Origin of the sequence: Tenacibaculum litopenaei, from assembly GCF_964514025.1 — a bacterium.
GTDB lineage: Bacteria > Bacteroidota > Bacteroidia > Flavobacteriales > Flavobacteriaceae > Polaribacter > Polaribacter litopenaei.
In genome coordinates this window covers 346,416-359,285 of record NZ_CAZEQT010000003.1, presented here as the reverse complement: position 1 = coordinate 359,285, position 12,870 = coordinate 346,416, and the positions used below count along the sequence as shown (strand labels likewise).

12 protein-coding genes are annotated in these 12,870 nt (G+C 39.8%); 2 read left to right on the top strand and 10 right to left on the bottom strand.

The features are described 5' to 3' along the window. Positions 1 to 81: 81 nt before the first annotated feature. From trpA to ACKTS5_RS06100, 7 genes are read right to left on the bottom strand one after another with little or no spacing between them, the layout of a single operon-like run. Positions 82 to 849 carry a tryptophan synthase subunit alpha gene (trpA, locus tag ACKTS5_RS06130; RefSeq protein ID WP_408042967.1) on the bottom strand — a complete coding sequence of 256 codons (768 nt, stop codon included), beginning with the start codon at positions 847 to 849 and terminating at the stop codon, positions 82 to 84. Positions 850 to 867: 18 nt separating this feature from the next. Next, positions 868 to 2,058 (bottom strand): tryptophan synthase subunit beta, encoded by a 1,191-nt coding sequence (trpB, locus tag ACKTS5_RS06125; RefSeq protein ID WP_408042966.1) that lies wholly within the window; start codon positions 2,056 to 2,058, stop codon positions 868 to 870. A gap of 34 nt (positions 2,059 to 2,092) precedes the next feature. Then, complete coding sequence (locus ACKTS5_RS06120) at positions 2,093 to 2,719, bottom strand: phosphoribosylanthranilate isomerase (RefSeq protein ID WP_408042965.1); 627 nt, start codon at positions 2,717 to 2,719, stop codon at positions 2,093 to 2,095. A 4-nt stretch (positions 2,720 to 2,723) separates the two neighbouring features. Beyond that, complete coding sequence (gene trpC / locus ACKTS5_RS06115; RefSeq protein WP_408042964.1) at positions 2,724 to 3,512, bottom strand: indole-3-glycerol phosphate synthase TrpC; 789 nt, start codon at positions 3,510 to 3,512, stop codon at positions 2,724 to 2,726. 19 nt (positions 3,513 to 3,531) lie between these two features. Continuing rightward, the gene (gene trpD / locus ACKTS5_RS06110) at positions 3,532 to 4,521 is read right to left on the bottom strand and encodes an anthranilate phosphoribosyltransferase (RefSeq protein ID WP_408042963.1); all 990 of its coding nucleotides are present in this window, start codon (positions 4,519 to 4,521) and stop codon (positions 3,532 to 3,534) included. 2 nt (positions 4,522 to 4,523) lie between these two features. Next, positions 4,524 to 5,120, bottom strand: coding sequence for an anthranilate synthase component II (locus ACKTS5_RS06105; RefSeq protein ID WP_408042962.1), 597 nt, complete (start codon positions 5,118 to 5,120; stop codon positions 4,524 to 4,526). A gap of 13 nt (positions 5,121 to 5,133) precedes the next feature. Then, positions 5,134 to 6,525, bottom strand: coding sequence for an anthranilate synthase component I family protein (locus ACKTS5_RS06100; protein WP_408042961.1), 1,392 nt, complete (start codon positions 6,523 to 6,525; stop codon positions 5,134 to 5,136). 416 nt (positions 6,526 to 6,941) lie between these two features. Here ACKTS5_RS06100 and asnB point away from each other — a divergent pair, with 416 nt between their 5' ends. Then, entirely contained in the window at positions 6,942 to 8,603 is a 1,662-nt protein-coding gene (gene asnB, locus ACKTS5_RS06095) for an asparagine synthase B (RefSeq protein ID WP_408042960.1), read from the top strand. Between the two features lie 56 nt (positions 8,604 to 8,659). Here asnB and ACKTS5_RS06090 read toward each other — a convergent pair whose 3' ends face one another. Further along, positions 8,660 to 9,622, bottom strand: a complete 963-nt coding sequence (locus tag ACKTS5_RS06090) for a hypothetical protein (protein WP_408042959.1) — start codon at positions 9,620 to 9,622, stop codon at positions 8,660 to 8,662. A gap of 105 nt (positions 9,623 to 9,727) precedes the next feature. On the opposite strand from ACKTS5_RS06090, the gene ACKTS5_RS06085 reads away from it, so the two are divergent. Further along, positions 9,728 to 10,462 (top strand): LA_2272 family surface repeat-containing protein, encoded by a 735-nt coding sequence (locus tag ACKTS5_RS06085; protein WP_408042958.1) that lies wholly within the window; start codon positions 9,728 to 9,730, stop codon positions 10,460 to 10,462. A gap of 67 nt (positions 10,463 to 10,529) precedes the next feature. Here the strand turns inward: ACKTS5_RS06085 and ACKTS5_RS06080 are convergent, their stop codons facing one another. Beyond that, entirely contained in the window at positions 10,530 to 11,321 is a 792-nt protein-coding gene (locus ACKTS5_RS06080) for a cation transporter (RefSeq protein ID WP_408042957.1), read from the bottom strand. Between the two features lie 96 nt (positions 11,322 to 11,417). Beyond that, entirely contained in the window at positions 11,418 to 12,590 is a 1,173-nt protein-coding gene (locus tag ACKTS5_RS06075) for a DUF3103 family protein (protein ID WP_408042956.1), read from the bottom strand. Positions 12,591 to 12,870: the final 280 nt, after the last annotated feature.

The window sequence follows — 12,870 nt, the reverse complement described above, 5'->3', positions numbered from 1 at the left end:
CACAAAAACTGTAGTGTTTTTTATCATTTTATTAAAAGAATAGCAAGTTCGAAATCTTTGACTGGCCAGTCGGTTTTACCTTTAGCTCTTAACTCCGGCAATAAAATCGGCAATACCTTCGGTACCATTTGCTTCAAGTGCCTTGATAAAAGCCGAACCTATTATAGCTCCGTTGGCATAATTACAAGCACTGTTAAAGGTTTTGGCATCCGAAATTCCGAATCCAACAATCAACTTATTTTTCAATTGCATATTTTTAATACGCTCGAAATAAGCCATCTGTCCTGCCGTAACTTCCCCTTTTGCTCCTGTGATAGACGCCGAAGCAACTACATAGATAAAATCTTCACTCATGGCATCAATTTTACGAATGCGCTCGTCGGAAGTATGAGGAGTAATCAGAAAGACATTTTGAATTCCATACTTGGCGAACAAGGCTCTGTAATGAGTTTCGTATTCAACCATTGGCAAATCGGGAATTATGATGGTGCTAATACCACAAGCTTTTACCTGCTTGCAAAATTCGTGTTCCCCGTATTTGATAATTTGATTTAAGTAGCCCATCAATACTAAAGGGACTGTATTCGTTGCTTGGACGTCTTTTAACTGTTCAAAAACAACGTCCAAATTCATTCCATTCTTAAGGGCTACCGCACTGCTGTGTTGTATCGTAGGTCCGTCAGCTAGAGGGTCAGAGTACGGAAGTCCAACCTCAATAAAATCGACATCGCTTTTTGCCAACTCGTCAATGATAGCCGCCGTACTAGTCAATTGAGGAAATCCTGCCGTAAAAAATATCGACAAAACATCGCGTTGTTTTTTTTCAAATACTTGTTTTAACGTTTGCATACTTTTCTTTTCAGGTGATTACTCTATAATTTTATTCATGTGCTTGCTGTAGGTAGCCAAGTCTTTATCTCCTCTCCCCGACAAATTGATTACCAAAGTTTTCCCTTCATATCCTTTTAACTTGGGTAGTACAGCCAAAGCATGGGCTGTTTCCAAGGCAGGTATGATTCCTTCTAACCTCGTAAGTTCAAAAGCAGCTTCCAGCGCTTCCTCATCAGTAGCATTCATAAATGCTGCTCTTTTACTATCAAACAAAAAAGCGTGTAACGGTCCTACCCCTGGATAATCCAATCCAGCAGATATCGAATACGGCTCTACAATCTGCCCGTAGTCATCTTGCATTAGGATGGTTTTACTGCCGTGGATCACTCCAACCTCACCCAATTGAGATGTTGCAGCACTCTCGCCGGAATGCACTCCCAATCCAGCAGCTTCCACCGCGATCAATGCTACGTCTTCATCCTCCATATAATGGTAAAAAGCTCCAGCAGCATTACTTCCTCCGCCAACACAGGCGATAATAGCATCGGGATTTTCACTACCTGTTTGCTCTTTTAACTGAATTTTCATTTCCTCAGAAATCACCGCTTGCAATCGTGCTACCATATCCGGATAAGGGTGTGGCCCTACCACCGAACCGATAAGATAATAGGTTTCTGGATGCTGAATCCAGTAACGAATAGCCTCGTTAGTCGCGTCTTTTAGGGTTTTACTTCCACTGGTCGCCGGAACTACCTTAGCTCCTAACATCTTCATTCGTGCTACGTTGGGTGCTTGACGTTCAATGTCCGTCTCTCCCATAAAAACAATACACTCTAAGCCCATCAAGGCACAAACCGTAGCGGTCGCCACTCCGTGTTGCCCTGCTCCCGTTTCGGCTAATATTTTAGTTTTTCCTAGGTGTTTTGCTATTAATATTTGCCCAATAGTATTGTTTACCTTATGTGCTCCTGTATGATTTAAATCCTCTCGTTTTAAATAAATAGTAGCCCCGTATTTTTCTGACAGCCGCTCGGCTAAATACAAGGGACTCGGACGACCTACATAGTGTTGAAGCAAGTTTTTATACTCTTGCTGAAATGCTTCCGATTGAATAATCGTCACGTAATTATCTTCCAATTCTTTTACATTCGGATACAATAATTCGGGAATAAAGGCTCCTCCAAACTGACCGTAATATCCGTGCTGATCGGGTTGAAATTTGCTCATAGTTGTGATGGTTCTGCACGTCGTGAACGCGCTGTTATTTTAATAATTTTATAAACTTTTGTAATTCCGGTACTCGTTTCAGACCGGGTTCTTTTTCAAACTTGCTGTTCACATCCAAAGCCCGACAGTAACGCGCTGCCGGACTCTTTAAGAATTCTTTCAATGCAGCAAGGTCTTTGACACCGATACCGCCACTTAAGAAAAACGGCTTTTCACTCGGATATCCTTCTAGTAGGGTCCAATCAAATTGTACTCCATTTCCTCCTGGGTGCTTCCCTTTGGTATCAAACAAAAACATATCTGCTACCTGTTCATACGCCTTCAATAGGTCAAAATCAAAGCTAGCACCTACTGAAAATGCTTTTACCAATTGTACCTTCGGAAGGTGTTCTTTTAACTGCTTTAAGTATTCCGGACTTTCCTTTCCGTGTAATTGTAGGTATTGTAGCTTGTATTCCTCTGCTAATGACACCACGATTTCGAGGTATTCATCTACAAAAACACCGACTTTTTTAATCTTTTTAGGTAGTTCAGGAATAATCCCCTCAAAATTTCGCTCAGATTTATCGTAGAATATAAACCCGAGGTAATCAGGTTGCAACGCCGCCACCTCTTTGATATTTGGCACCTGTTTCATGCCGCAAACTTTCAATTCGATCATCGCCTTACTTTATTTGTCCGATAAAATCTTTACAAGCTTGTCCCGGATGTGCTTCTTTCATAAAATTCTCACCGATTAAAAAGCCTTGAAATCCGTACTCTTTTAATCCTGTAATGATACGAGGATCAGAAATTCCACTTTCCGAAACTTTGACGGCAGATGACGGTATTTGATTTGCGAGGGCGATAGAATGCTCCAAATCAACTTCAAACGTTTTAAGGTTACGGTTGTTAACTCCAATAATTTTGTTGTCCAAATCATTGATTTTATCCAGGTCTTCTTGAGTATGCACTTCGTACAGTACCTCCATACCGAGATCGGTTGCCAACTGCCCGTAATTCTTTAATTCTTGAGCTGTCAAACACGCAGCGATCAACAAAATAACATCCGCTCCAATAGCCTTTGCCTCCACAATTTGAAATCCGTCAACTACAAAATCCTTTCTCAAAATTGGCTTTTGTTGGTTAATCGTTCTAGCCTCCATCAAATCTGCCAACGAACCTCCGAAAAAAGAAGTGTCTGTCAGGATAGACTGCGCCGCTACATTTGCATCCAAATAGCCAGTGGTAACATCCTCAATGGTCGCTTTGTCGTTGATAATTCCCTTTGATGGAGATTGCCTTTTAAACTCGGCAATGATTCCTGTTGAATAGGGTGCCGTTAACGATTCTTTCAACGAAAAGCACGACTTTTTAAAACTAGGGCTCTCCACCAATTTCTTTACCGGAATTTCCGACTTAAATTTTGCTACTTCCTTCTTTTTAAAGGCTATTATCTTCTCTAATATGGTCATCTTACTATTATTCTTTATGCTAACTATTCACTAAAGTACTTAAACATTTTTTTGCTTGTAGTCCAAACAAGGAATCTTTTGCTTTGTCATAGGCAGTTTCAAAGTCCAACTGCTCATCTACAATCTTTAATGCTATTGCTGCGTTGGTCAGCACTACGCTGTTTTGTGCTTTTGTTCCTTCTCCATTCAGGATGCTTTTAAATACTCGAGCGGCTTCTTCCACAGAATTACCACCAAAAATATCCTCTTTGGCAACGCGTTCTTGCTGTAATTGTTCTGGACTGATCAGCTGTTCTCCTCGTTTGGTAAACAACTTAAAACTTCCCGTCAATGAAATTTCATCGTAACCATCGAGCGCGTGTACGATCCCAAAATTACTTCCTTCTTCTTGTAAGATGTAATAGTACAAACGGGCTACTTCCAAGTTATAGGTCCCCAATAACTGGTTTTTCGGACTCGACGGATTCACCAAAGGCCCCAACATATTGAAAAAGGTCTTCAATTTCAGCGCTTTTCGAACAGGCCCAACAGCTTTCATTGCTGGGTGAAATTTAGGAGCGTGAAGAAAACAAATATTAGCCTTCTCCAGCTGACGGCGAAGTATACCTTCATCATTGGTAAATTCGTAGCCCATACGCTCTAGCATGTCTGACGACCCCGACTTCGAAGAAACTGAATAATTACCGTGTTTGGTCACTTTTTGTCCTGTTCCTGCAACGACAAACGAGGTCAAGGTTGAGATGTTAAACGTATCTTTTCCATCTCCTCCGGTTCCGACAATATCAATGGCATTGTACCCTGATAAATCTACTCTGACCGCCAACTCCAACAAGGCTTCTCTAAATCCTGCCAACTCGGCAACCGTAATAGGTCGCATGCGAAACACCGTTAAAAAAGAAGCTAAATGCGCTTCGTTATAAGCATCTTTTGCAATGTCTAATAACAATGATTTTGCTTCCTCTTTAGACAAGCGGTATTGTTGAAATAATTTTTCTAAAATAACTCTCATCCTTATAATTTTTGGGTTACTGTTTGCGCTGCCTGCTCCAAGAAGTTACGAACCAATTGCTCTCCAACGACTGTCAAAATGCTCTCTGGATGAAATTGTACGGCACTGATAAAGTGCTCTCTGTGACGCAATGCCATGATACCTCCAGTTTCATCAATCGCTGTGATTTCTAATGCTGCCGGAAAATGCTCCTTTGACGCTATCCACGAGTGGTAGCGAGCTGCTTCAAAAACAGGAGGTACGTCCTTAAAGATAACAGCATCCTTTACTGTAACGCTCATCTCGGTAGCAACACCGTGAAACACTTCATTCATATTCTCTATGGTACCCCCAAAAACTTCTGTTATGGCCTGTAAACCTAAACAGACTCCAAAAATCGGAAGTTTGCCGGCATAGGTACGAATTACTTCTTTTAAGATGCCTGCCTCATCCGGAATCCCAGGACCCGGTGATAAAATTAACACATCGTATTCCCCGACGGCTTCTATACTTATTTCATCATTGCGATATACATCTGGATACTCATCAGTTATTTTCTCAACCATATGCACCAAATTATAGGTAAATGAATCGTAGTTATCTAAAATTAATATCTTCATAATCAGTTATGGTTTAAATGGAATCTGCCAACAATAATGCTTTTTTGAGGGCAGCTAATTTGTTATTTACTTCTTGTAATTCACTGGCTTCATCAGAATGGATAACAATACCTGCTCCAGCCTGGTAATACAATACATTTTGTTTACTCACAAACGATCGAATTGCAATGGCCAAATTCACGGAACCATCCAATCCTATAATTCCCACGGCTCCTCCGTAAAAACCTCTCGATTGATTTTCATACCTATCAATCAACTGCATCGCTTTGTACTTTGGTGCTCCACTTAGCGTTCCTGCCGGAAAGGTATCCCCCACAATTTTTATAGACTGATCTTTAATCTCTCCTTGCACCGTTGAAACCAGGTGGATTACGTGACTAAAGTACTGCACCTCCTTGAACACCTCTACTTTTACATCTTCAGCGTGTTTACTCAAATCGTTTCTGGCCAAATCAACCAACATTACATGCTCTGCGGTTTCTTTTTTATCTTCTGAAAGTTGTTTTCCCAACTTGATATCCTGAGCCATATCTCCCGTTCTTCTGAAGGTTCCGGCAATCGGATTAATAATTGCTTTCCCCTCTTGAATTTTTATTTGAGCTTCCGGTGACGACCCCATTAATTTAAAGCTACCATAATCAAAATAAAACAAATAAGGAGACGGATTGATTGAGCGTAAGGCACGGTATACATTAAACTCATCCCCAGAAAACTTTTGCTGAAACTGCCTTGACAATACCAACTGAAAAACGTCACCACGCTTACAGTGTTCCTTGGCTTTTTTCACATAATTAACAAAGTCTTCATCGGTACAATTAGAACGCTCGTCGCCTACCAAACTAAATTCTTGAGTGTTAAAAACCTGCGCATCTATAATGGCTTCTATAGCACTCAAGTCACCGTCTTCACCAGCAGCAATATTTTCGATAAGCGTCATTTCATCATTAAAATGATTAATTGCGATAATGTACTTATAAAAGCTATACTGCATCATCGGAATAGCTGATGGCGCATCGGGAACCTCGAGTTTTACAGTCTCAAAATACTGAACACTGTCATAGGTTGTATATCCGTACAAACCGTTGTACGCCTTGATGGCTGGATCGCAATCCAAGTTGATTGCCTCTGTAAATTGCGTAAAGAGTTCATTAAAATTTCGTCCAATGGGTACTGATGCTAACTCCTTGCCATTCTCTAAGGTCACAAAGCGATCCTTATCAGCAATCATGCTCACTAAGGGTTGTACACAAACAAAAGAGTAGCTTTCCTCTTTACTGTGATAATCAGAACTTTCCAACAATAAGGTATTGGGATATACATCTCTAAATCTCAAATACAAACCTACCGGTGTTACCGTGTCTGCGAGGCGCTTTTTAAATTTGGTTTTAAACGTAAATGTTTTCATTTTGATTCTGGCTTAAAAACAAAAAAGGCTTATCGTGAGATAAGCCTTTTTTCGTTTATATGTTATATATAGAGGATCTGCTCACTTAATTTGAGTTAAGAGAGTTCCACCACCATATGTTGTTTTGCATTGTCATGAGTTCACAAATGTATAACACATTTTTTATAAATCAAACTGTTCACGAACTATTTTTTTCTAAGCCTTCGAATAGTTAGCAAAAACGGGATCCTAACCACCAAACACTTTCACAAATAAACAAAAAACACAAAATAACAAACAAATTAAAACTAAAAACACTAATAACATTTAATAATCAAAACATTATTCGGTTGTTTGCAATGTATTTAAAACAAAACACTAGGTTTTTACTTAGTAATACCAACTAAAATAGCATAAAAGACTTAAATAATAAAGATATGTGTGGAATTGTATGTGCCTTTGATTTAAAAGAAAAAACAGAAAAACTGCGCCCTCAACTATTAGAGATGGCAAAAAAAGTAAGACACAGAGGTCCGGACTGGAGCGGAATTTACAGCGATAACAAAGCCATTCTAGCCCATGAACGCCTCGCCATAGTCGATCCAACCTCAGGGCAACAACCCCTGTTTAGTAAAGACCGTAGGTTTGTACTTGCAGCAAATGGAGAAATATACAACCACAAAGAAATACGCAAGGAGCTCAAAGAAGAACACGAGTTCTTGACGCAATCCGATTGTGAAGTTATCTTGGCTTTATACAAAGAAAAAGGAGAGCACTTTTTAGATGACCTCAACGGTATTTTTGGATTTGCGGTCTACGATACTGCAACGGACGAGTACCTAGTAGCCAGAGATCATATGGGAATCATCCCGTTGTATATGGGCTGGGATAAAAAAGGAACTTTTTACGTCGCTTCTGAACTCAAGGCACTAGAAGGATACTGCAATAAAATTGAAGTATTTCCTCCAGGACATTACTACACTCGAGAAGGCGGTCTGCAACGCTGGTACAACCGCGATTGGATGGAATACGAAGCCGTACGTGACAACCAAACGAGCATCGATGAAGTTCGAGATGCACTAGAAGCTGCCGTACACAGACAGCTGATGAGCGACGTACCTTACGGTGTCTTATTATCAGGTGGATTGGATTCGTCTATCACCTCGGCAATAGCGAAAAAATACGCTTCAAAGCGCATCGAATCAAATGACAAAGACGAAGCTTGGTACCCTCAGTTACACTCTTTTTCTATAGGACTGGAAGGATCTCCTGATTTGGTAGCCGCCAAAAAGGTTTCTGAACACATCGGGACCATCCATCACGAAATTACCTTTACTATTCAAGAAGGATTGGATGCTATTAAAGACGTAATCTACAACTTAGAAACTTACGACATTACCACCATCAGAGCCTCTACTCCGATGTACCTCATGGCAAGAGTTATCAAATCTATGGGGATAAAAATGGTCCTTTCGGGAGAAGGAGCTGATGAAATATTTGGAGGGTATTTATACTTCCACAAAGCACCTACCGCTGAGGAGTTCCACAAAGAAACCGTACGAAAACTCGACAAACTATACCAGTACGACTGTTTGAGAGCCAATAAGAGTTTAATGGCATGGGGAATTGAAGGGCGTGTCCCTTTCCTCGACAAGGAATTTATGGATGTTGCTATGCGCATCAACCCTGAAGACAAGATGATTAACGGGGAACGCATGGAAAAATGGGTACTTCGTAAAGCTTTTGAGAGCTATTTACCTGAAAGTGTTGCTTGGCGTCAAAAGGAACAATTTTCTGACGGTGTTGGCTACAACTGGATTGACACACTAAAAGAAGTAGTTGAACAAGCCGTAACAGACGAAATGATGGCGAATGCTCAACACAGATTCCCTATACAAACCCCTAGAGCAAAAGAAGAATATTACTATCGCAGTATTTTCGAAGAACACTTTTCAAGTGATACTGCTGCATTAACCGTTCCGTCAGTACCGTCTATTGCCTGTAGTTCACCTACAGCACTAGCTTGGGATGCGAGTTTTCAAAACGTCAACGAGCCTAGCGGACGCGCTATCAAAGCTGTACATGCAGACGCCTATTAACAAGGCATTCTACTTATATATTTAGTTGTGTAAACCCCGCTATAAAGCGGGGTTCTTTATTCAAAATCTAACAAATCAGCTGCATTGATCATCGCTCGCAAAGCATTTACTTTCTGCTCCATTTTTGCAAAAAACTTATGCCGCTCTTTAGCTCCTGCCGTATTTAACAACTTGGAATGATTTACCTGTTTTGCAAAATAGTCAACTGCTTCCTTACAGGTTGCTCGATCAGTGGTTTTAAAATACGACAACATACTTTTGGGTACAAACAGTGACTGTTGCTGACCGTCTGATATTAATACGTTGTTATTCATCAACAACAATTCGTTGTAGTACAAGGTAAATTCACTCTCTGGATGCACTTGCCTGGCAATTTTCTTCAAAAATTTCGACAGCTCTTCGCAGAGTTCTAAAGCTGTTTCCGTTGTGATATCGCCTGCCTCGTAATAAAAGTGAATCTGTTTTAAAGTACTGTTGATGGTGGTGGTATTCCATATTTCACAACTTCGGACGCCTCTGTAAAAATCCGCCAATTGCAATCCTGCCTGAACTGTAGACAAGAACGGACTGAACTTTGAAAAGGTGATGGGGGCATACTTCGTATCCAATAGCTTTAACCAAACAAACAACTTAAACCGCCCCAGTAAATTGTTGTGGAGTAGGTAAAACAAAGGGATGTCCTTGGCTGAATACCAGAGACTGTACTCTTTGGATTTGACTACCTGCCTGAGCATTTGATAGGACGTTTGTAAGTATTGGCACAGCCCCGCTTCATTGACTATTGCCGAGGTCTTCTCCACTGCCACAAAATTACCGGCAACATTCCCGATCAGTTCATCAAGCGACAGTTTGTAATACACTGCTACAGCGACTGCTTCATCAAAACTCATTTTACTTTTTAAACTCGTTCGCCTGTGCGCAGCATCATAGCTAATCTCCAAAGCTTCTGCTAACAATTCATTAAGCGAAGCTCTAGGAAATTTCTCTGATAATTTGATCAAAAGCGCCTGTTGATACATCCGTTAAACTTAGTTCTTTTTTGTGAAAATCGCAAAAATCAAACGACAACTTCGTTAAAACCACCATTCAAATCGCATTAAACACAATAATTTTATCAAAAAAACATGAAACATCTAAGTTTATTAATTATTAGTATCGCAATTGGGAACATTAGCTATGGACAACAACGAATTTTGAGAGGACCACTATGGTCCTTTCATTCCAAAAACACCGATATCTTAGGGATATCTGTAGGAATACTGCCCAAAGAGATTTTTAAAGACAGCACTCTTACACGAACCTTTGGCCTGCGCTTAGAGGCGCCAGGGCTCGGCGTTTTACTCCCATTGGTTCCTAAATCTATGGTTTCCGAAACGGTGGATTCATACTCCAAAAAAATTCGAGCTACTCCTTCGGAGTTCATTTACGGGCTCAACCTCTCCACAGGAGCGGTAGGTAATGTGGAAGTTTACGGACTCAATCTCGCCATTATAGGTCAATACAATCTCAAAACTCACGGGTTAAGTTGCTCCACCTTCGCAACGCTTTCAGAAAAAACAAACGGCATTTCCATGAGTATTTTAGGGAATGAGAGTTTTGTTTGTAACGGAATGCAAATTGCTGCTTTGGGCAATTTTAGCACCGTTGCCAACGGTTTACAAGTAGGAATCATTAACGGATCTGTGCATATGCACGGAGTGCAGGTTGGCGTTCTAAACAATTTCAAAATTAACGCTACGCACCTACAAGGACTTCAATTAGGCCTGCTTAACAAAACAGCCAACTTGAAAGGCATTCAAATTGGCTTGTGGAATAAAAACAACAAGCGTTCGTTACCATTTATCAATTGGAATTTTTAACCCTGTAGTGACTATCTGTATTTCGATATGGTTCAACCTAAAACCGTCATGCTCCGAACAGAAATCTCTAGCGACTTAACAATAAAATTCTTCGAGCTCCGATGAGGACAAGTATAAAAACGAGTGTACCTATGAGTAAATCAGGAAGTTTTGAGTTCGTAAAATACACGAGTATTCCTGAAAAGATTACTCCTGTATTAATGAGAATGTCATTGGAAGTAAAAATCATACTCGCTCGCATATGTGCTTGTTCTTTCCCTTTAGATCGTTGTAACAACAGCAAACAGCTAACATTTGCTAGCAAGGCAATTATGGAAATTACAATCATCGTTTTGAACTCGGGAATACTCGATAAAAAAAAGAACCTCCTCAGCACTTCCGCAAACCCCAATACAGCAATCGCTACTTGGAAATACCCTGCCAACTTCGCTACTACCTTTTGTCGTAGCTCCGATTTCGAAACAGCCAACAAGCTTAACCCGTAAACGAAACTATCCGCCAACATGTCAAAACTATCCGCTACTAAGCCCATTGAATTAGCGAGTATACCATAACAAAACTCCACTAAAAAAAAGAGCGCATTGATAATTAACACGGTCCAAAGCAAGCCCCTTTGATCAAATGCAGTATTCTTTGGTGCGTCGGATTCTACTGAATTGATGAGGGTTGCTCCCAGTTTTAGCCCCCTTAATTCCTCTTCTATCAGAGCCACCTCTCCGGTATGAAATACGACTAGCTTTCTTTCGGCAAGTTCAAATTGGAGACTGTTAATTTGTCGATTACCTTGTAATTTCAATCGAATCATACTTTCCTCGGAAGGACAATCCATCAAAGGAATAGAAAAAGTTGATTTTATCACCGTTACTCATTTAGTCTCTTAAAGATACGGCAATACTTTTCACCAACAAAAAAACCTCTCACGAGGAGAGGTTTTTATTTTAACTAACTATTACTATTAATTTGCAGCTACGAAGAAAGGCGATAAATTAACTTTAGCATTCCCTCTAGCTCCGTAATGATTTGTGTAGCGCTTGTTCTTTTCGATAGTATAAAAAGAATCCACATAATCATCATTATTAGTATACCATTGGTCTGGCATTGCCTGAATGATCGCTCCTGCTACTTGACCTAATACATTTACCCAAGGTTGAGTAGATACAGTTCCGATAATTTGGAAAACACCGCTTACAATAGTTGATACTAAGCTTTTGTAATTCACGTTATCATCTTTTTCAAACAATTGAATGTTGGCAGCTTGATACTTATAATCATTCCAGAACAATAAAATTTGATTTGGATAGTAATCAGTACCATCGTAATCTAAATAATACATTGGAATTACCTTAATTTCAGGCTTGTTACCAGCATCCTTAATTCCCGAAGTAATTGCGTATACCTCAGCTGCACCACTAATCCATGGCTCTTCGTCGTTGTTAAGTCTAATCTTATCCAACTTAGTAGTTTCTAAACCAGCATTTTCTGCAGCTCTTGCATCTAAATTAGGCTTTCCGTTCGCAAAACGCATGTTTTGTACTCCTTCTTCACGCAAGTACTTGTTCATGTGCTCTACCTCTTTTTTTAAGGTTTCGAAACCATTAGTTTCGATAACGATTACCGGTTGGCTCGGTGCTTTTTTAGGGTCTAAGTACACCACTTCTTTTTTCATGTTGTACGCCTTAACAGCCGACCACTTATTCTCATCTCCTTCTGGAGCAAACGAGAATAATAAATTTGAAAAGTCTTGGTTTCCTTTAGGATTGTGCATCCAAACCTCTAAAATTTCAATTTTGTCCGGAGCTTCTTCCAAATTTGCTTTTTGCTCTAAATCAGTAGCCTGAGCTTCGAGCGCTTTAAAATTTGCAGTTTGTTCCAAACTCGTTGGAGCAGCATCCAAAATTTTAGTCATACTAACACTTGGTGCTTGCTTTTCTAGTAAACGAAACGTAGAGTTTTTAAACTCGTTGTTCTTCATTAAGTCAATCAACTTCAGAGCTACTTCGCTCTTGTTTACTTGGTTGGTTGACGCGTCCTGTGCAACTCCTGATGTTTGTAATTCATCTGTGTTGTTGCATCCTACCATAATTAAAGAAACCGCAAGCGATTTCAATAGAAATTGGGGGATTCTCATTTGTGAAAGGTTTTAAATTATTAATACTGACGGCAAACATACAAAAAAATCATAATTTTTTGTTAAAAAAGTTAAAAACTTAAATTAAAATATCTAAAAACGATTTTTTGAAGATTTATTCTTCGTTTTTTAACACAAACACAACAAATATTAAATTAACAGAAATCTAGCTATTCAAGAAGAATTTTGGTGATTTTTATAGAAACGGCCGTACAACTCAAAGTACTGAGAAGCGTTTTAAGCGACGTTTACAACATAGCACCGTTCACTCAATTAATAA

Bases quoted from the DNA above. Each gene is read 5' to 3' on its own strand.
- ACKTS5_RS06085 (WP_408042958.1), top strand. From the start codon at position 9,728: ATGAAACATCTAAGTTTATTAATTATTAGTATCGCAATTGGGAACATT.
- asnB (WP_408042960.1), top strand. From the start codon at position 6,942: ATGTGTGGAATTGTATGTGCCTTTGATTTAAAAGAAAAAACAGAAAAA.
- ACKTS5_RS06100 (WP_408042961.1), bottom strand. From the start codon at position 6,525: ATGAAAACATTTACGTTTAAAACCAAATTTAAAAAGCGCCTCGCAGAC.
- ACKTS5_RS06120 (WP_408042965.1), bottom strand. From the start codon at position 2,719: ATGATCGAATTGAAAGTTTGCGGCATGAAACAGGTGCCAAATATCAAA.
- ACKTS5_RS06090 (WP_408042959.1), bottom strand. From the start codon at position 9,622: ATGTATCAACAGGCGCTTTTGATCAAATTATCAGAGAAATTTCCTAGA.
- trpB (WP_408042966.1), bottom strand. From the start codon at position 2,058: ATGAGCAAATTTCAACCCGATCAGCACGGATATTACGGTCAGTTTGGA.
- trpC (WP_408042964.1), bottom strand. From the start codon at position 3,512: ATGACCATATTAGAGAAGATAATAGCCTTTAAAAAGAAGGAAGTAGCA.
- ACKTS5_RS06105 (WP_408042962.1), bottom strand. From the start codon at position 5,120: ATGAAGATATTAATTTTAGATAACTACGATTCATTTACCTATAATTTG.
- ACKTS5_RS06075 (WP_408042956.1), bottom strand. From the start codon at position 12,590: ATGAGAATCCCCCAATTTCTATTGAAATCGCTTGCGGTTTCTTTAATT.
- trpA (WP_408042967.1), bottom strand. From the start codon at position 849: ATGCAAACGTTAAAACAAGTATTTGAAAAAAAACAACGCGATGTTTTG.
- trpD (WP_408042963.1), bottom strand. From the start codon at position 4,521: ATGAGAGTTATTTTAGAAAAATTATTTCAACAATACCGCTTGTCTAAA.